Source organism: Anabaena sp. PCC 7938, from assembly GCF_049315035.1.
GTDB lineage: Bacteria > Cyanobacteriota > Cyanobacteriia > Cyanobacteriales > Nostocaceae > Anabaena > Anabaena cylindrica.
On sequence record NZ_CP186034.1, the window covers coordinates 1033085 to 1048157 of the forward strand.

Below are 15073 nucleotides of genomic sequence, written 5' to 3' on the forward strand. Positions count from 1 at the left end.
TTAATTAATAATTTAACCGCCAGTTAAGGCATTCCATAGCATTCTTATTAATATCACGGGTAATGCTATTAAGACAATGGCAAGCAAAAACAACCCAGCAAAAAGGGTAATAATAAATAGCTGGTCAACTTTCTTTTTTTCACCAGGAGATTGTAAGTAATCTTCTAATAACTTGATGTTATAAATATTTGCTTTCCAGGCAAAATCAAATAAGTCTCCCAACATGGGGATAGCACCTACTAAACCATCAATGATGATATTTGCAACCATTCGGATCAATGTAGCTCTAGGCACACCCATTTGTGCTGATTCAATGATAATGTAGATAGAAACTATCAATGACAAAACATCACCACCAACAGGTATTAATCCGAGAATTGGATCTAACCCAATACCAACCTGAGTTCCAGGAATTGTAATAGCATTATCTAAGAGTCTACTAATTTGACGTATACGCTTTAATCTAGGTGCATATCCATCAGGTTCAATGGAAAAGCGATTAGGAGGATTAGACATTTTTTGGTAATTGGTAATTGGTAATTGGTAATTGGTAATTGGTAATTGGTAATTGGTAATTGGTAATTGGTAATTGGTAATTGGTAATTGGTAATTGGTACTTGGTAAACACTTTTTCAGCTTTGTAGGGTGCGTCAGACTTGATAATTTACCAACAATCAATAGACATTTAATATCTGACGCACCTAACTCCGAACTCCGAACTCCGAACTCCGAACTCCTAATACTTATATTGACTGATTTATATTATTTGTTTTGTCAAATTGCTCCCTTTTTGTCTGTATAAATTCACCAACAGTTACATTTAATTGGTTGCCGACCAGGAGAACAAAGGCACTCATCCACAACCACAACATTAATACTATAAAAGTTCCTACTGTACCATAAACTTTATTATAATTTCCGAAATTGCTAACATAAAGCCGGAATAGTGCAGAAACTAGCGCCCAAAATATAGCGGCTAAAACTGCTCCTGGCATTAATGGTATGCCTGGTTTCCACACGCTCGGTCCATAACGATAGACTAAACTAAAAGTGGCAGAAACAATAACTAAGGCTAAAGGCCACTGGAACAGTTTCCAAAGAAGTAATAAGAATGCTAAATAAGAATTGCTATTTACCACTATTCCTAAAAGGAAATCACTAATAAATACTAAAAAAGAAGCCAAAATTAAAAGTAATATTGTACCAATTGTTAATCCCAGAGAAATGAGTTTAGCTTTCCAAAAAGGGCGTATATCTTCTGGGGAAATTTGCTCAATTTGATCAAAAGCAGTCATAGCGGTACTAACGGCACCAGAAGCTGTCCAAATAGCGATCGCAAAACTGGCAGAAAACAAACCCCTATTTTTAGAATCAGCAATCTCTGTAGTCGCAAAGTCGCTAATTAAAATCCACGCGTCTTCGGGTACAATCTGACTTAGTTGCGCTGTTAGTTGAATAAAGGTGTTTTGCAAGGATTCTGCTACTAATCCAATAGCTGTGATCACGGCAAGAACAGCCGGAAATAGCGATAACATGGCGTTAAAGGCAATTTCTGAAGCTAGTCCTAAAAGCCTTCTTTCCATAGTCTTGGCAAAGGTTTTCTTCAGTGTTCGGCCATTGAGGTGGCGAAAAAATCTGATAAAACGAGGGTTAAGCATATTAGCGCGGTTCTGGCAGAGTCTCCAATGGTGGCTTCTTCTGTGATTCTACTGTAATTTGCAGTTTGGCATTTGGTTTAGGTTCTGTACCTATTTGCGTATCTATCCTGTAGTCACTGATTTGCCATTTTAATTGTAGGTATTCTAGAATGGCTTGCGATCGCGCTTGAATGATATCTTGTGGTTCGGTTAGTTCCTGGTTAACTATCACCTCTAAGCTTAAATTAGGCTGTTGCTGTAAAATTTCACCAGCACGATCTAACAACTTAGCATTAGCTGGTGTCACTACCGATTGATCTTTTTCAAAAGAAATAATTCCTAAATTAGTTCCTATTCTCTGCATTGTCACTTTTGCAGACTGGTAATTAAGCTTACTTCTAATATTATCTGCCATAAGCATTTGAGCATCTCTATCAATATCTCTTTCACTCAGATAAATTAAGCGGATACTTAACGGTTGCAGAGGACTACTGATTAGTTCGTAATTAATTAATTTTGCTGGCTGGGGAAGTTGTATACCACTTAAGGAAGATTGCACTTCTTGAAAAAAGTTAGCTTGCAACTGAGTAATATTAACAACTTGTTCAGCAGGTTTTTCTACAGGTAATTGGCGGACAAGTTCATTTGATGCTGTCGGAATTTCAACCAGTTGCAATGCTAATAATTCTGGTGATTTCTGCAAACGAGAAGCCAAGATTTGGATATAATTATTTTTTTCTGCATTTGTGTATTCTTTACTACTAAATACCTGAAGTTGAATTGTTAGTCGCTTATTTTTTTCTGAAGTTGAAATATTACTAATATAAGAACGTGTTTCACCATTAGGAAAATTTTCAAATTCCTGTTGCCATACTTCCGTCGCTGTTCTCCGAATTTTATTTTCCTGTTGCTGCAAAGAAATTTCGCGTCTGAGTTGGCTCAGAGATTGATTGAGTGGGAAACTAATGATGCCAATGGTACTAAAAATCAACAAAAATCTGCCAGGAAGACCTCCAACTTTTTTGAGTTTATTGTATGCAGGTAATTTTTCTAAAATACTTTGCATCCACAAACTTTCTTTATCAGTTGACCGCCATACTTTTACTGTTTCTTTTACCTGATAACTATCAATATGTAAACTTAAAAAAACCAGCATGGCGCTGAACGTAATTGCTACTAAGTTGGTCAAAAATAGTAATCCCCCACCACTAGCTACCTGTAGCCCTTTGACAGAATCCACGCTAATTGCGACACCAATACCATAACCAACAACGCATAAGGGGGGCATTAAGGCCACTGCAATAGCCACACCAGGAACAGAAGTTGCTACTCCTTTTGCTTCTTTGCAAATTGCCACTGAACCAACTGCACCGGAAAATAAAGCGACTACTAAATCTAAGATATTCGGGCGAATTCTAGCTGCAATCTCAGTAGTCATTTCCTTAAATGGTAATACTGACACCAGGAAGACAGCAAAGGAAATGGCAACTATACAACTGAGGATAAGATTAGAAAGCGATCGCATAGCGAGGATGACATCACCCGCAGCCAATGCTAATCCATTAGCGAGAATACTCCCCATCAATGGAGAAATTAGCATTGCACCAATAATTACGGCGGCGCTGTTTAAGACCAATCCTAGTGTAGCAATGCCCGCAGCAAATAAAACCTGAATCCAATAGCTAACATCTTCCAGAGTTACTGATCTACATAGATCCAGGTATACTTGTTCCTTCCGAGCTTGATTAATTCCCAAGTTATCAGCAAACCACTGTCTAAACATAATTTAACTGCTAACTAGATTTGAGTATCAGTAACAATAACAATATACAGCAGAAGTCAGGAGTAGGGGTTTAGCAATGCGTTTTACCCCACAGGAATGAAAGCTGCTTGATGCATGATAGTTCAGCATGGCGTATGCGATATTTTGATTTCAACTTTGGATCTCATTTACCTACAATGTGCTGTAATAGCAGTAGCAATTTTTTCTCTAGTCTACTAATCTATTGGTTGTAAGGATTCAGGATACAGAATATTTGATATAGCACGGAACTCTTAACAAGGAACAGGGAACAGAAGAGAAAAATATTCTTCTGACTCCTGACTCCGAACTCCTGACTCCAAACTCCTGACTCCTGACTCCTGACTCCTGACTCCTGACTCCTAAATTCTTACTATTGGTTGTATTAAAAAGATTAAATACAATTACTACAAAAACCTTCTATGACTCAAGATTTAACACAAAAATGGTTAGCGGAAATTCAAGCCCTGAAACAGCAAATGGCTGAACTTCAACAAAAACGTGATGAAGCTTGGGAGAGTTCACAAAAATGGCGACAACTATATAATACTGAGTCAGAACAGCGTCGTGCAGATGCCAAAATGCACCAACAAGCCATAACATCTGTCAAAGCTGAACTTCAGAAATTGCAAGGTATAAACGCCGATACCATGGCTGAAAGTGCGACAACGACGATTGAGTCAGAATTGGCAGAACCAAAATCTGTAGAGGAATTACAAGCCAAATTCATCGCTATTACTAAAGAGCGCGATCGCTTAATTCAAGCTTTGAAAATTGAGCAAGACAACCACGCTCAAACACGCAACAGCCTCACCACAGCCTTGGGTGATGCTATTGACAGTTTGACAAAGCTGAGAGGAGCAGGGGTAGTAAATCAGTGAACGGTTATTAGTTACAGCAACAGTCGTTTAGCTTTTGCTGACTCACTCTACAAAATAGAGAGCGAAATGCAAATAATGAACAATCTCTAATAAATGAATACAGCGAACTACCTAACTTAACAGGAAAAACTCGCTCAGAAGCCTTAATAATTCTTGTCAACCGAAGATTTGAATTTAAAACGCAAACCCAAGGAGGATATGAAACATTTCAGCATCCAGATGGTAGCCAAATTCATATTAGACCCAATGGAGAAATTGTCCGCACAGGTCCTAAAATTAAAGCAGTGGATGGCAGACCTTACCGTCGTCGCTACAATCAATATGGGAATCAAATAGAATTTGTTTCTGGAGCTAATACCCATAACACTGGAGAAATTCTAAATTTATGACAACAACAATTACACCAAACCTCACTACTTTTCTCGAAGATTTAAAAAGTGCTGATTTAGTTGGTATTTCTTTAAATCCTCACAACCTGGGATTACGTCTAGACTTTACCTTTGGTCCTGAGGCTGATGATGTCGCTATTGAACTTTACCAAATTATTCACTTTGTTTTTTCCCAGTCTCTAAATCCAGATGATGAAGATATTTGTTTTTGGGTAGGAGAAGTTGAACTCAAAAAAATTGAAGACGATATTCATGGATTTTTATCTAAATTAGGACTTACTCACAATTCACGGAAGAAAAAACCGTTTAAAGAGATTGTTAGAAATATTTTTCGTAAGTCCTTAAAATCCAATCCATTTATCGATCAAAATGAACCAGTTAACACCAATTTACAATCACTTATTTATTTTCATTTACAAGGCGATATTAGTTTAGAGGTTGTGTGCAAAGATTATAAAATTTTTCAACAAATCAAAAATTAATAGGCGATTTACGTAGTCAAAGAGATGAAACTCAGCAAACATTTATTAATATAAATGTCTCAAATTTTGTAGTAATATGTACTAAGCGAATGGAATTATATTTATGGTTCAAACTCCTCAAGCACCAGTCAATTATTTTTCCTTTGAAGATTACTATGCCTATGATGATGGCACTGGAAATCGCTATGAATTAGTGGATGGAGAATTAGTTTTAATGCCACCAGAATCAATTTTTAACTCTGATATATCAATGAGATTATTGTTGGAATTAGGTAAAATAATTCCTCTTCATTTATTACGATATAAAGAAATTATGATTGAGGTAAGTGGACGTAGAGCTAAGGTAAGAATACCTGATTTATTAATCTTAGGTGAAGAATGTCGCTCTGCTTTAGAAACTACGGAAAGAGGAACAATTACCCATGAGATGCCACCACCATTAATAGCCATAGAGGTGGTATCACCTGGTACTGAAAATGAAGTCAGAGACTATCGTTTCAAGCGTTCTGAGTATGCAGCCAGGGGAATTGCTGAATATTGGATTGTCGATCCTTTGCAGAACAAAATTACGGTTTTATCTTTAGTAGAAGGTTTTTATGAAGAATTTATCTATACAGGTGATGATTTGATTAAAAGTGAAGTATTTCCAGAAATTGAGATTAAGGTAAGTGATATTCTCGTTCAATAGATAGCAATTAAAAATATAGGAATTAGGTTTGGTTTCTGAATTTACTCGTAGAGGTAGGGAACAGGGAACAGAGAAGAATGAATCAAGGTATACAGAGTTTTTATATCGTTTATCTCGTTATCTCGTTCCCAGTCTCTGACTGGGAATGCCATTACAGAGGCTCTGCCTCTGCTTTAATAGAAGGCAGAGCCTTCTACAATTCATTCCCATACAGAGTATGGGAACGAGAAGAATATTATGGTTTAGTGATCGCGTAATAATTTAGTTTTTGGCATTAAAGCCAATGGGTATCAATCCTAATCAAATACAATATGTTCGCACAGGATTTGAATTGAGCGATCGCCCTTGATTTCTTAAAATAGAGTCAGCGATCGCTTATCCCAGCCATTAAAACCCTAAATTTTATTCAAATCCCATTGCCTCAGCAACAGCTTTAATGTCTGCGGGAATACCCTGTTTAAATTGAGCATGACTGTGTTTAATTGCTGTATCTGGGTCTTTCAAGCCATTACCAGTGAGGACACAAACCACTGTTGCACCTGTGGGAACTTGGTCTTTTACCTTTAACAACCCGGCGACAGAAGCCGCACTAGCAGGTTCACAGAAAATCCCTTCAGATGATGCTAAAAGTCGATAAGCGTCGAGGATTTCCTCATCTGTGACGGCGTTGAAGCTACCTTGACTGGCAGATTGAGCAGCGATCGCTTTATCCCAACTAGCAGGATTACCAATTCTAATTGCTGTGGCTAGGGTTTCAGGATTCGCTACAGGTTTACCATTTACCAAAGGTGCAGCACCAGCAGCTTGGAAACCCATCATTTTCGGTAAGCGATCGCACTTCCCATCTTGATGATATTGACAAAAACCCATCCAATATGCCGTGATATTTCCCGCATTCCCCACCGGAATACATAACCAATCGGGAGCATTACCCAAGGCATCGACAACTTCAAAAGCTCCTGTTTTCTGACCTTCCAAACGGTAGGGGTTGACAGAATTCACCAAAGTGATGGGATAACTATCTGCCATTTCCCGGACAATTTCTAGCGCTCGGTCAAAATTCCCTTTAATAGCTAATACCTCTGCGCCATAAAGTAAGGCTTGGGCTAACTTACCTAAAGCCACATAACCATCAGGAATCAACACAAAGGGTTTCATTCCCCCACGTCGGGCATAAGCAGCCGCCGCAGCGGAGGTGTTACCTGTACTAGCACAAATTACCGCCTTAGCCCCTGCTTCCTTGGCTTTAGAAATTGCCATTGTCATCCCCCGGTCTTTGAAGCTGCCGGTGGGGTTAAGACCATCATATTTAACAAATACCTTGACCTGTTTTCCAATGCGTTCTGCGATCGCTGGCACTGGGATTAAAGGTGTGTTACCTTCCAATAGAGTAACAACTGGCGTGCTTTCACTGACAGGCAAATATTCACGATAGGCTTCTATCAGTCCGGGCCAAGGTTGGCAATGAGATTTAGCAACAGACAAGCTCAAAGTCACAGGATTCTAAACTTCTTAACTAAGGATTTGGGATCGGAAAATTGGGATTCTGTTTATGGTGTCAACAACTTTACCACGCTAAGAGCGATGTTACAGCATATTGCAGGTAAATGAAGTACAGGTTTAAATCACAATACCAGCACTACAAAGCTTTCACTTCTGACTCCTGCTAAAATCGCTATCATCGTAGTCTCTTATGACTAAAGGGTAAACCTATCAGACTATGTGATGGAAAGTATACAATGTTTTAAGAAAGATTAAGATGACATTATTATAATATATCCAATGGTGTGAGTTAAGTTTGCAAATGAGTATAACTATGTCCACTTTGTCATCCAGTGTTGCCAGTTGCGAATCCCATAGCGAACTAGTCAAAAAGCTTACCAAAGCTTACTATAGAGACGATCAGCAAGAGAAATTTATGGATTTGCAAGCCGAAGTAGATTCCCTGCTCGAACAGTTACAGAACCTGAAGAGCCAAAAGACAGAATCTTCCAGCCACGAATAATAAACCCCAAAATTTGCTTACTACTCAAAGCGCTGATTAGTTTCTGACCAGCGCTTTAAGTTATATGTATTAGCACTTTCCACCAATAAAGCTAGAGATTGATCACTAGACAGTTTAGCGATTGCAGTCAGATTTTGTTCTGACTTGAAGATAAAATCGTTATATATGATCTTGCCATTAGCTCTAAAAATCAGAGTCCGGGGACGAATTTTATCATCCTCATTCCCCAAGTTTTCATTTTTTGGCTGAGTCAAAGAAGCGATCGCAGAACCAGAAATAGTCAACACCACATCAAGATTACCGTCATTAGTGACATCAACCATCTGCACAGGCCAACTACCCATTTGTGCTTTCATCTTCTCCAAGCTAGGAACCTGACCAGAAGGAATATCCCCAGACTGCTGTAAAGTACGCCATACATTCGGTAAAATGGCTTGAACACCTTGAGGATTCTGTCGATTCAGTTCTTGAATAGCGATCGGCGCAGGTTGCACCCATTCTAATGCTGCCGAAGTCAAAGCTAGAGGTTTGGGTTGAATAGAACTATTTTCATTTTGGGTAATAGAATCACCAACCGCTAAAAGTCGCAACACCCCGCCCCGCATTTGTACGGCTTTAATAGTAGCCGTGTTGATTTGTTGTTCTCCATTGCTCCCCCAAACAACTATCTGAATAGAATTATCAGTCCTCATTCCTAAAACTCTCGTCCAAAATTGGCTAGTCTGAGTTTTTGGTAATCGCAAATCAGAAAACGGGTAACTTAACCAACTTGTACCATTATGAAATGCGCTCACTTCCACCTGATACCATACTTGGTTATCCGTAATTTTAAAATCGGCTTGAGGATCTATTGATCGCCAATCAGCATTATTAACCTGGGTGATTTTTTTTACCCCACCAATAATCTGACTAACATGAGGATTATTTACCTGCTCGTCGAGTTTAGCGAACAGACCTTGAAGATAGGGTAGAGTTTCCTGAGAAATATTTGCTTGTCCTTCTATCCACGAATCAGCACGATCTTCTCCCCTTTGCACAGCGAAGATCAGATATGCCCAAGCTAACACAGCACGTCTAGTAGGATTGAGCCGCAACGCCACCGTTGTCCGATGCCATAACTTACCCTTATCTGTTTTAAGTAGGGTATAAATTTCTCTACCTTTTTCAGGCGATTCTATCAATATCTGTAAAGCTTGCTCCCAGCGACCATCAAGTAAATATGTCAACACTTGTTGACTAGGGCTAGCCCAACTTTGATCAGCTTGAATTTTGGTAAATTGAGAATGCAGGCGAATGAAATCTATCTGCGCCTGTGCAGCTTCTGGATAAAGCTTTTTGCGCTCTTTTACCAAAGATGTCAACCAAGCATCAGCAGGAGTCCACAGTCCATTGCGGGCTAGTAACAGAGAGTTTTTATAACCAAAATCTTCACTTTCTGGTTTTTTGAGGTTAATTGCTTCCAGTAACAAGGAATTACTCACTAATTTGCTAGGTTTAACTTGATAAACTTGCAAATGCGGTTCTAAACCTACTGTCTGATCTATCACTAACTCTTTAGCACCACCACCAGTCACTTCCTGCCATTTAGGTAGTTTTCCATTAGGGTTTTTCCACGATATGATTTGCTGTAAACTACGATTTTGTGGATTGTAGTGAACAATTCGACCATAAGCAGTTTTATTATCATTGTCTTGTGTGATATCGCCCCGCAAATAAAACCAGAAACCTGGTGATGTCGAATTTTCTAAAGCTTTGATCTCAGTTAAAGGCAAGTTAATACTTCCCTCCTGAGTTTCTGACTCTGAAACATTTTCACCCAACGCAGACTCCACAAAAGTCTTCGTCAGCCCAGTCACAGAAAGTTGCGTGACTAGATGGTAGTATTTTTGTTGTTGAAATTGAAACTCCAAGTCTTTCGATAGCGCATAAACCCTCAGTTCCACAATTTCTTGACAATCAGACTGACAATTGTTCCGTTTTTGAAAGACTGGTAGTAGAAATAACTTTTTTTGCTGATTATCTAAAGATAGACTTTCCCCAGCTATACGCTTTTGTTTACTTAAGGTGAGTTGAATTTCTGGAAGTGTGTAGGAGACATCTTTCTTACCCAAAGGGATTTGCGCCCATTTTGGTAAAACTTCATTTAGCCAGCTAATCTGTTCTGGATTCAGTATGTAGAGAATGCTAATCCAGCCAACACCCACAATCATACCAGTACTGCTTAACAAGATAGTCAGCGCTAAAGTTGACATTAGCCAACTGCGCCATCGAGGCTGTTTATGAGATGTTTGATTCATCTTTTCCAATGTATCATCTGCACGGTGCTGATTAGTTTGAGCAGCCTTTGGCTTCAGCTTACGCCTGTTGTGTGCCATTTTAGTTTTCAGTCAATGCGGAGAGTCTTTTCAGGCTGAGTATTTTTACTTTAATACTCGTGCTTTGGGTAATTGCCCATAATTTATGAGGACTTACGCTAGATTAACGTATTTTCGTCATAACGACGGTCAGGAAGCAATTTCAAGTTACTATCTAACTTTATTCCCCTCGATTACTTAGTTTTGGATGGTTATTTGGGAAACAATAATGCTTTACAAATGGCTCGGCAGGTAAAGTTGCATATAATTTCCAAGTTACGCCACGATTCGGCATTATATATACCTTAAAATCTCTAATCTCAGCAATTAGGTGCTTGGAAAGAGATTTACTTGAATGTTTCAATATATTAAAGAATTGCAATTATAAATGATGGAAAATACATTTTTAGATAAAACCTTCCGTGACAGCAATGGCAAAATTGTTTTAGCTCAGATGCCAAACCTACCGCTTATTGTTTGGGCAGTAGCTAGTTTACTAGCTCTAATTTTTACAAATGGCAAAATCAATACAGTGTTAGGCGTACTGGCAAATGGCTCATTGTTTACTTGGGCATGGATGGAATTATTTCAAGGCGTTAATTATTTTCGCAGATCGCTAGGTCTTGCGGTATTTATGGGTATTATCGCATCAAAAATCATGTAGTTTAAGGCGTTTGAGTAGCATCCATACAGATGAAAGCTATCTGTATGAATGCTCAATTGAGTGGCGACAGGGTTTGATAGTCTGTGTAGCCATGTTCACTACCACCATAGAACGCCCTCACATCAGCTTCGCTCAGGGAGGCATTGAGCCGTAGCCGAGCCACTAAGTCAGGATTAGAGATGAACAGTCGCCCGAAAACTATGGCATCAGCCCGCCCGCTTGTAATTGCTTCATCACCTCGTTGTCGATCAAACCCACCCACTGCCAGCAGTGTTCCTTGGTAAACGGGACGTAGGAGATCAATGGGGTTGAAGTTCGGTGCAGTCCCTCTGGCGTAACCTCGGTCATACCCGACGTGCAAGTATGCCAAACCCAGTGGATTGAGTGCTTTGGCGACATAAGTATAAGTTGCGGCAGGATCGTCATCGAATGTGTCGTTGACTGTGAAGCCGGGGGCGATCTTGACCCCTATCCGCCCCGCGCCCCGGACGCTACAGAGAGCATTGACTACTTCGAGCGTGAAGCGGGTTCGATTCTCCAATGTGCCACCATAGGCATCCGTGCGTTGATTGGAACTGCTGACTTGGAACTGGTTGGGTAGGTATCCAGTTGCTGCATGAAGTTCTACACCATCGAAACCTGCTTCTATAGAGAGTTCCGCTGAGGAGCGGTACTCCTCTACTATTTCAGGTATTTCGTCCAACTCTAACGGACGGGGTGTCTCGAAAGGGACTTTGCTGTCCCAAACGTGAACTTCTTCGGACACCACTGGGACAGCCGAAGGTGCGATCGGTCGGGCATGATTAGGTAATAGGGAGGAGTGCGACACCCGTCCTGCGTGCATCAGTTGCACAAATATCCGACCTCCAGCAGCATGAACTGCATCTGTTACTTTCCGCCAGCCTCTAACCTGCTCCTCGTTGTGCAGCCCAGGACAGGTTGTGTAACCCCGTCCCATCGGAGAAGGATGTGTTCCTTCACTAATGATGAGTCCCGCCGAAGCTCGCTGGGTGTAGTATTCGACCATTAGGGGGGTTGGTACACAGTCAGTGGTAGCCCTCAGACGTGTCATTGGAGACATGATGATGCGGTTGGGAAGGTCAAGCGAACCTAGTCTAACTGGCGTGAACAGTCCTGGTTTTTCTAGCATTGGCATTTTTCCTCTTTTAGAACTAGTGTGATGCCTGCGGTGGTAAACTACGCTATATGAATTAAGATATAAATATAAAATAAATATTTAAATATAAATATAAATATAAAAAAGGTTTGGTGATTAGCCAAACCTTGCTATAAATCCAGTGCATAACAACATCCCAAATCAATTTAGCCTGTCATGTTTTGTTAAGGCATCTTCCTAGAGGATGTATGCAAATAGGCTAAAAACTGATAAGAGAGGATATTATTTTTAATAACAGAAGTGGGGGAGATAAATCATCGGTTGACAAATCGGCGATTGCGCTATTGTACTAGTTGTTAATTAAATGATTATTTAAACACCATACCAAAAATAAAGGACGGGGGGTTATTCCGTCCACACTAATAGCTTGAAAGTGGCAATACACCTTGGAATATGAAAAAAAATAGTACAAATAAAATTCAATAGGTTTTCAGGATTGCAAATGAAAAAAACAATAAGAATGGGAATTCAGCCCATGCTATTTATTTTCATCATTATTAATTCCTGCCATTGATAATAATCTAACATAGATATTTTTTCATTTTCTGCCAAAATGCCAAATGGTAAATAACAAAAAAGACGGGGTTCAACCCGTCTGCGGTATAATTAGTAAAAACATCTTGGTAATCCCTGCAATATATCAAGCCGCTATTGTAAACGAGTGCCAAAATGCCAAATATCTATTTAACCCTCGTCTTAGCACACGCACAGAAAAGCCTAATCTGCATCAAGTTGAGCGAACAATTATGCAGTTGCTTTTAATGCAAAAATTTTCTCAATGATATCTTCTACTACTTTATCGGGGGTAGAAGCACCGGAGGTGATGCCTACAACAATTTCTCCTGCTGGTAACCAGTTTTCGGTAATTACCAAATCTCCTGTTAGTTGCCTGTGTTCAATGGCATTAGTAGATTGAATACGCTCAACACAATCTATGTGATAAGAAGGAATAGTACGGTCAAATGCTATTTGTTGTAGTTGGGTAGTATTTGATGAATTAAAACCACCTATTACTACCATTAAATCTAGATTTTGTTCTACTAATTCTAACATAGCATCTTGACGTTCTTGAGTAGCATCACAGATGGTATTGAAGTTTTGGAAATGCTGATTTAATTCTGTGGGACTATATTTTTGCATCATAGTTCGCTCAAACATTTTACCAATTTTCTCGGTGTCATCTTTGAGCATGGTTGTTTGGTTAGCGATACCTACTCGTTCTAAATCTTTGTCAGGGTCAAATCCAGCGGAACAAGCTTTAGCAAACTTCGCTAAAAATTCTTCACGGTTGCCACCATTGAGGATGTAGTCTGTTACATATTCTGCTTCTTGTAAATTTAAGACAATCAAATATTTACCTGCAAAGGAACTGGTGGCGACGGTTTCTTCGTGTTTATATTTACCGTGAATTATGGAGGTGTATTCGCCTTTTTTGTGTTTTTCAACTGTGTTCCAGACTTTAGAAACCCAAGGACAAGTTGTATCAACAATTTGGCAGCCTTTATCATTTAAAATCTGCATTTCTTGGATGCTGGCACCAAAGGCAGGTAGGATGACTACATCTCCGGTATCAACAATAGAGAAGTCTTTTTTATTCGCTTCTACAGGAATAAATTTGACTTCCATGTCTTGCATTCGTTGATTCACAGAGGGATTGTGAATAATTTCGTTGGTAATCCAGATGCGTTCTGTGGGGAAGTGCTGACGGGTTTCGTAGGCCATGGCTACTGCACGTTCTACACCCCAGCAAAAACCAAACGCTTGTGCTAGTCGGATGGTAACATTGCCTCTTTGGAGGGTGTAATTGCGATCGCGTATTTGTTGAATTAAGTTACTCTGATACTCAGACTGCAACTGGGTAGCGACTTCTGCTTTATGTCCAAACCCTTTACGGTTGTAGTTTTCTGAATGTTGGAGGCTGCGTTTAAATGCTTTCGTATCCATTTTGGTTTTGCGGCTAAAATCACTATTGATCATTTTCTCGTGTGAAGACACGATTTCGATGGCTAACTTTAATTAAATCCGATCTAGACTTGGTTTGTTTTGCCTTTCCTGAAACTGGGCTGCTAATTCTCTGTTGCTATAAATCTGCAATGCAGTCCGCCAAATTATGTAGCCTTGAGGATTGAGATGTAAACCATCGGTAGTAAATTCTCGGCGGAGATTACCTTGTTTGTCGGTAAACAGGGGATGTAAGTTGAGGTATCTGATACCTTGTTGAGTGGCTATCCCTTGTAGTTCATCATTCAAATTGCGAATGCGACTATTGGGAATAGCCAGCAGTTTCTCCCGTCCTTCCCAAGTTGCTTCCTCTCCCCCGTGAGGTAAAATTGATTGCGCTACAATTTTTGCTTGGGGGTGCTTTCTACGTAAATAACGGATAATTTGGCGTTGATTGGCTAAAATTTCTTCATCACTGACCCCACGAATGAGATCATTAATCCCAATCATCACAAAAATTATTTCTGGCTGGGTACGGTCAAATAAATCTAATCTTTTCAATAATCCATCGCTAGTTTCCCCAGATATTCCCTGATTCAGCCAATTTCTGTCTTCGGGTAATAAATCAGGTGGAAACCACAAACTCAGAGAATCTCCGACGAGGACAGTTAATTTCTGGGGTTGTTGTTCTGCTGATGCTTCGGCTTCTTGTTTGAGGACGTCTACCCATTGTCGGTAACTAAGTTTATGGCGAGGGCCTAAATCTGGTGCTAAAGATTGGGTTTGTGGGACGAGGTTAACTTGTTCTGGGGGAGTTGTGGTGGCAAATGCGGTAGTCAGTTTCTGCTGTCGCCAAATCAGCAGGATGACGGCTAACATCAGGATACCGTTGGTGACAAGCAAGAAAAATCCCCAGATTGGAAATGTTTTGGTTGGAGTGGACACAACTAAAAAATTAAAAGTCCTACATTAAAAATTTAAATGAATTTTATAGTTAATCTCATGGCGAGTAAATTAAATGTACATCAGTCCCACAAATTTTAGCAATATAAAA

13 protein-coding genes and 1 pseudogene are annotated in these 15073 nt (G+C 39.7%); 6 read left to right on the top strand and 8 right to left on the bottom strand.

Annotated features, from left to right (window positions below):
- Positions 1-12 precede the first annotated feature (12 nt).
- From ACOWPH_RS05095 to ACOWPH_RS05105, 3 genes are all read right to left on the bottom strand, one after another.
- Positions 13-516 (bottom strand): DUF4112 domain-containing protein, encoded by a 504-nt coding sequence (locus ACOWPH_RS05095; RefSeq protein ID WP_015214341.1) that lies wholly within the window; start codon positions 514-516, stop codon positions 13-15.
- A 227-nt stretch (positions 517-743) separates the two neighbouring features.
- Positions 744-1658: a YihY/virulence factor BrkB family protein gene (locus tag ACOWPH_RS05100; protein WP_015214342.1), complete on the bottom strand. Its 915-nt coding sequence runs from the start codon at positions 1656-1658 to the stop codon at positions 744-746.
- Position 1659: 1 nt separating this feature from the next.
- Positions 1660-3420, bottom strand: a complete 1761-nt coding sequence (locus ACOWPH_RS05105; protein ID WP_015214343.1) for a DUF389 domain-containing protein — start codon at positions 3418-3420, stop codon at positions 1660-1662.
- A gap of 440 nt (positions 3421-3860) precedes the next feature.
- Here ACOWPH_RS05105 and ACOWPH_RS05110 point away from each other — a divergent pair, with 440 nt between their 5' ends.
- The 3 genes from ACOWPH_RS05110 to ACOWPH_RS05120 all read left to right on the top strand — a co-directional run bounded on the left by ACOWPH_RS05110 (position 3861) and on the right by ACOWPH_RS05120 (position 5878).
- Positions 3861-4319, top strand: coding sequence for a hypothetical protein (locus ACOWPH_RS05110; protein WP_015214344.1), 459 nt, complete (start codon positions 3861-3863; stop codon positions 4317-4319).
- A gap of 385 nt (positions 4320-4704) precedes the next feature.
- Entirely contained in the window at positions 4705-5190 is a 486-nt protein-coding gene (locus ACOWPH_RS05115) for a hypothetical protein (RefSeq protein WP_015214345.1), read from the top strand.
- 103 nt (positions 5191-5293) lie between these two features.
- Complete coding sequence (locus ACOWPH_RS05120; protein WP_015214346.1) at positions 5294-5878, top strand: Uma2 family endonuclease; 585 nt, start codon at positions 5294-5296, stop codon at positions 5876-5878.
- A 402-nt stretch (positions 5879-6280) separates the two neighbouring features.
- Here ACOWPH_RS05120 and thrC read toward each other — a convergent pair whose 3' ends face one another.
- The gene (gene thrC / locus ACOWPH_RS05125) at positions 6281-7375 is read right to left on the bottom strand and encodes a threonine synthase (protein ID WP_015214347.1); all 1095 of its coding nucleotides are present in this window, start codon (positions 7373-7375) and stop codon (positions 6281-6283) included.
- 319 nt (positions 7376-7694) lie between these two features.
- Between thrC and ACOWPH_RS05130 the strand changes: the two genes are divergently transcribed.
- Entirely contained in the window at positions 7695-7883 is a 189-nt protein-coding gene (locus ACOWPH_RS05130) for a hypothetical protein (protein ID WP_015214348.1), read from the top strand.
- Between the two features lie 20 nt (positions 7884-7903).
- Here the strand turns inward: ACOWPH_RS05130 and ACOWPH_RS05135 are convergent, their stop codons facing one another.
- Positions 7904-10258: a hypothetical protein gene (locus ACOWPH_RS05135; RefSeq protein WP_015214349.1), complete on the bottom strand. Its 2355-nt coding sequence runs from the start codon at positions 10256-10258 to the stop codon at positions 7904-7906.
- A 141-nt stretch (positions 10259-10399) separates the two neighbouring features.
- On the opposite strand from ACOWPH_RS05135, the pseudogene ACOWPH_RS05140 reads away from it, so the two are divergent.
- Positions 10400-10543 (top strand): annotated as a pseudogene (locus ACOWPH_RS05140) (transposase); the annotation flags it as partial.
- Between the two features lie 85 nt (positions 10544-10628).
- A complete protein-coding gene (locus ACOWPH_RS05145; protein ID WP_042464871.1) occupies positions 10629-10901 on the top strand; it encodes a hypothetical protein in 273 nt (90 codons plus the stop codon).
- A 52-nt stretch (positions 10902-10953) separates the two neighbouring features.
- On the opposite strand, the gene ACOWPH_RS05150 is transcribed toward ACOWPH_RS05145, so the two are convergent.
- From ACOWPH_RS05150 to ACOWPH_RS05160, 3 genes are all read right to left on the bottom strand, one after another.
- Positions 10954-12057, bottom strand: coding sequence for an alkene reductase (locus ACOWPH_RS05150; RefSeq protein WP_322112160.1), 1104 nt, complete (start codon positions 12055-12057; stop codon positions 10954-10956).
- Between the two features lie 765 nt (positions 12058-12822).
- Positions 12823-14022 (bottom strand): 4-hydroxy-3-methylbut-2-enyl diphosphate reductase, encoded by a 1200-nt coding sequence (locus ACOWPH_RS05155; RefSeq protein WP_042465958.1) that lies wholly within the window; start codon positions 14020-14022, stop codon positions 12823-12825.
- Positions 14023-14094: 72 nt separating this feature from the next.
- Complete coding sequence (locus tag ACOWPH_RS05160; protein WP_081593681.1) at positions 14095-14964, bottom strand: SGNH/GDSL hydrolase family protein; 870 nt, start codon at positions 14962-14964, stop codon at positions 14095-14097.
- Between the last annotated feature and the right edge of the window lie 109 nt (positions 14965-15073).

What these genes read in the sequence shown, in the direction of transcription:
- ACOWPH_RS05135 (WP_015214349.1), bottom strand. Translation starts at nt 10,258, where the DNA reads ATGGCACACAACAGGCGTAAGCTGAAGCCAAAGGCTGCTCAAACTAAT.
- ACOWPH_RS05100 (WP_015214342.1), bottom strand. Translation starts at nt 1,658, where the DNA reads ATGCTTAACCCTCGTTTTATCAGATTTTTTCGCCACCTCAATGGCCGA.
- ACOWPH_RS05120 (WP_015214346.1), top strand. Translation starts at nt 5,294, where the DNA reads ATGGTTCAAACTCCTCAAGCACCAGTCAATTATTTTTCCTTTGAAGAT.
- ACOWPH_RS05095 (WP_015214341.1), bottom strand. Translation starts at nt 516, where the DNA reads ATGTCTAATCCTCCTAATCGCTTTTCCATTGAACCTGATGGATATGCA.
- ACOWPH_RS05130 (WP_015214348.1), top strand. Translation starts at nt 7,695, where the DNA reads ATGTCCACTTTGTCATCCAGTGTTGCCAGTTGCGAATCCCATAGCGAA.
- ACOWPH_RS05155 (WP_042465958.1), bottom strand. Translation starts at nt 14,022, where the DNA reads ATGGATACGAAAGCATTTAAACGCAGCCTCCAACATTCAGAAAACTAC.
- ACOWPH_RS05150 (WP_322112160.1), bottom strand. Translation starts at nt 12,057, where the DNA reads ATGCCAATGCTAGAAAAACCAGGACTGTTCACGCCAGTTAGACTAGGT.
- ACOWPH_RS05105 (WP_015214343.1), bottom strand. Translation starts at nt 3,420, where the DNA reads ATGTTTAGACAGTGGTTTGCTGATAACTTGGGAATTAATCAAGCTCGG.
- ACOWPH_RS05115 (WP_015214345.1), top strand. Translation starts at nt 4,705, where the DNA reads ATGACAACAACAATTACACCAAACCTCACTACTTTTCTCGAAGATTTA.
- ACOWPH_RS05110 (WP_015214344.1), top strand. Translation starts at nt 3,861, where the DNA reads ATGACTCAAGATTTAACACAAAAATGGTTAGCGGAAATTCAAGCCCTG.
- ACOWPH_RS05145 (WP_042464871.1), top strand. Translation starts at nt 10,629, where the DNA reads ATGGAAAATACATTTTTAGATAAAACCTTCCGTGACAGCAATGGCAAA.